The 2629-nt window shown below is 71.3% G+C and carries 2 protein-coding genes; both read left to right on the top strand.

Translation table 11 applies throughout. From position 1 onward, the window contains the following. A partial coding sequence (locus RN901_RS12230; RefSeq protein WP_310758569.1) for a DUF87 domain-containing protein occupies positions 1 to 2383 on the top strand: 2383 nt, incomplete at its 5' end. A 5-nt stretch (positions 2384 to 2388) separates the two neighbouring features. After that, positions 2389 to 2629, top strand: a 241-nt coding sequence (locus tag RN901_RS12225) for a hypothetical protein (RefSeq protein WP_310758568.1), incomplete at its 3' end; no start/stop codon positions are given.

Genomic DNA, 2629 nt, shown 5'->3' with positions numbered 1-2629 from the left:
GCCCTACTGGGGCTGGCTCGACGACGACCGCACCTGCCTGACCCGTTCGGGCGAGTTGGCGGCGGCGGGCCGGATCCGTCCCGCCGCGGTGGACGGCCGCACGCCGGAGCAGATCGACCGCGTGCTCGGGCTCTGGCAGCGGCTGCTGTCGGGGCTCGGTTCCAATGCGCGCCTCCAATTCCATCTGCTCCGGCGTCCCAGCCGTGACGACGTTCCCGGGAAGGGCGGTTCGGATATCGCGTCCCTGTCGGGGCGCAAGCGAGCCGCGTTCCTCGCCGGGCGCGTTCAGCGGCTCGACGCCTTCGTAGTCTGGTCGCACGACCCGGGCCTCCGCTCGGCGGGCGGGGGCTCCGGGCCAGGACCGCTGTCGCGGTTCAGGCGGCTTCGCAAGCGCGGCGGCAAGACGTCAACGACCTACCTGGCCTCGGAGATCGAGGCGGTCGCAGCCCGGTTCCGCGCGATGATCGACGCGGGCCGCTCGCTCGTCGCCGAACACACTCCTGTCGAGATGCTGGGAGCCGTTGAAGCGTCCCAGCTTCTGTCCGAACTGATCAACCGCCCCGGCACGTTCTGGGACGGCGCGACGGGAAGCGGCATGAACTGGCGGCTTGCGCTCTCGGAGTTGGAAGCGGAGCGCTCGCACCTTCGGCTCGACGGCGAGCCCGTGATCCTCTATTCGCTGCTGTCGCCGCCCGGCCAGGCGCACGCGAACCTGCTTCGCGAGCTGTACTGCCTGGACGCGGTGACGACCGTCTCGCTCGAATGGCGGCCGTGGACGGTCGAGGCGGCGCGGCGCCGCATCCGGAGCGCGCAGCGCCACTACTTCTCGCGGCGCTACTCGATGATGGCGCACGCCCAGGACGCGCAGGGCACGGCGGCGGCGATGGTCGATTCCGCGGCGGCCGCGGAGTCCGACCGTCTGGGAGCGGCGCTGGTGGAACTCGAAGCCGACGGCGTGGCCTACGGCGAGGTGTCGCTGACCGTGGCGCTGCACGGCGAACTCGAAGGAATCGAACGGCTGGACGGAGACGTGCGCCGCCTGTTCGCCGCGCACGATGCGAAGGTGATCCGGGAGGGCTACGGCCAGCTTCCCGCGTGGTTCGCCCGGCTCCCGGCCCAGCCGCGACGCCGGCAGGTGCGGAAGGTGTTCGTATCGGCCGGGCTCGCCGCGTGCCTCGCGCCCGTGTTCGGGCCGCCGCGGGGGAACCGGAAGAGCCGCCATCTGGACCGCGAGCCGCTGGCGGTGTTCGAGACGCCGTGGCGGACGGCGCACCACTACGACCTGTTCGCGGGCGACGTGGGCCACACGCTGATCCTGGGGGCGACGGGCTCGGGCAAGAGCTTTACGCTCAACTTCCTGCTCGTCGAGGCGCTCAAGTACGATCCGCGCATCCTGATCCTGGACCTGGGCGGCTCCTACCGCTGGCTGACCCGGTTCCTCGGGGGCCGGTATCTGGAGCTCGCGCCGGGCGAGGCGGAGCCCACCCTCCGCCTCCAGCCGTTCGCGCTTCCCCCGACCACGAGGACGTTCCAGTTCCTTACGGGCTGGGTGCTCCGGCTCCTCACGCTGGGCGGGTTCGAGGCGAGCGGCGCGGACACGAGCGAGATCCGCGCGCGCATCGAGGATCTGTACGCGCTCGGGACCGAGCGCCGGACGCTCACGGTGCTGGCCGGTTCGCTCCCGTCCGCGATGTGGCCCGCGCTGAGCCGCTGGACGGAGGGCGGCGCGTGGGGCGCGTTCTTTGATAACGCGCCATCGGGCGCGACCGACATCGAGTTCCGGGACTGGCAGGTGATCGACCTGGCGGGCGCGGCGGAGCACGCGGACCTGTGCGAGGCGGCGCTCTCCTACCTGCTGGAACGCATGCGCCTGGAGATCGAGGACCCGGCCGAGACGGCGCGGCTCAAGCTGATGGTCGTGGACGAGGCGTGGCGGTACATGCAGGACCCCGCCGTGCTGAACTACCTGGCCGAGGCGGCCAAGACGTGGCGGAAGAAGAACGCCGCGCTCGTGCTCGCGACGCAGTCCGCCGTGGACGTGACGGGGACGCCGGGCGCTTCGGCGCTCCTCGAATCGATCCCCACCAAGCTGTTCCTCGCCAACGCCGAACTGCCCGACGAGGCCGGGGCGCTGTTCCGGCTGAACGAGTCGGAGGTCGCCCGGATCCGGGCGCTGACGCCCAAGCGCGAACTGTATCTCCGCCGCCCGGACGAGGCGGCGGTGCTCCGCCTCGAAGTCGATCCCGAGAGCTATTGGCTCTACACCTCCTCGCCCTTGGACGCCGAGAAACGCGCCGAAGCCGTGGCGAGGCACGGACTGGCCCGGGCGCTCGAAGCGCTCGCGGGCCGAACCCATCCCACCCCACCAACCGAGAGGACGTGAACACCATGAAAGCAACCCCGACCGCTGCGATCCTGCTCGGGATCGTCGTCGTCCTGCTGACACTGCTTCTGGCTGTAGTCCCCTGCGATGCCACCGCCCAGCAAGCCAAAGGCGATGCCGCCTACCTGCGCGTGCCGGTGCCGGAGGAAGGCGAAGAGCGGATCCCCCGGCTCCGCGCGCGCGTGCGCCACACCACGGTCATCGTGCTTCCGGCCGGGGAGCGGATCCTCGACTTCGTGGCCGGCG

Origin of the sequence: Candidatus Palauibacter soopunensis, from assembly GCF_947581735.1 — a bacterium.
GTDB classification, from domain to species: Bacteria; Gemmatimonadota; Gemmatimonadetes; order Palauibacterales; family Palauibacteraceae; genus Palauibacter; species Palauibacter soopunensis.
This window is presented reverse-complemented; position numbering and strand designations above follow the sequence as displayed.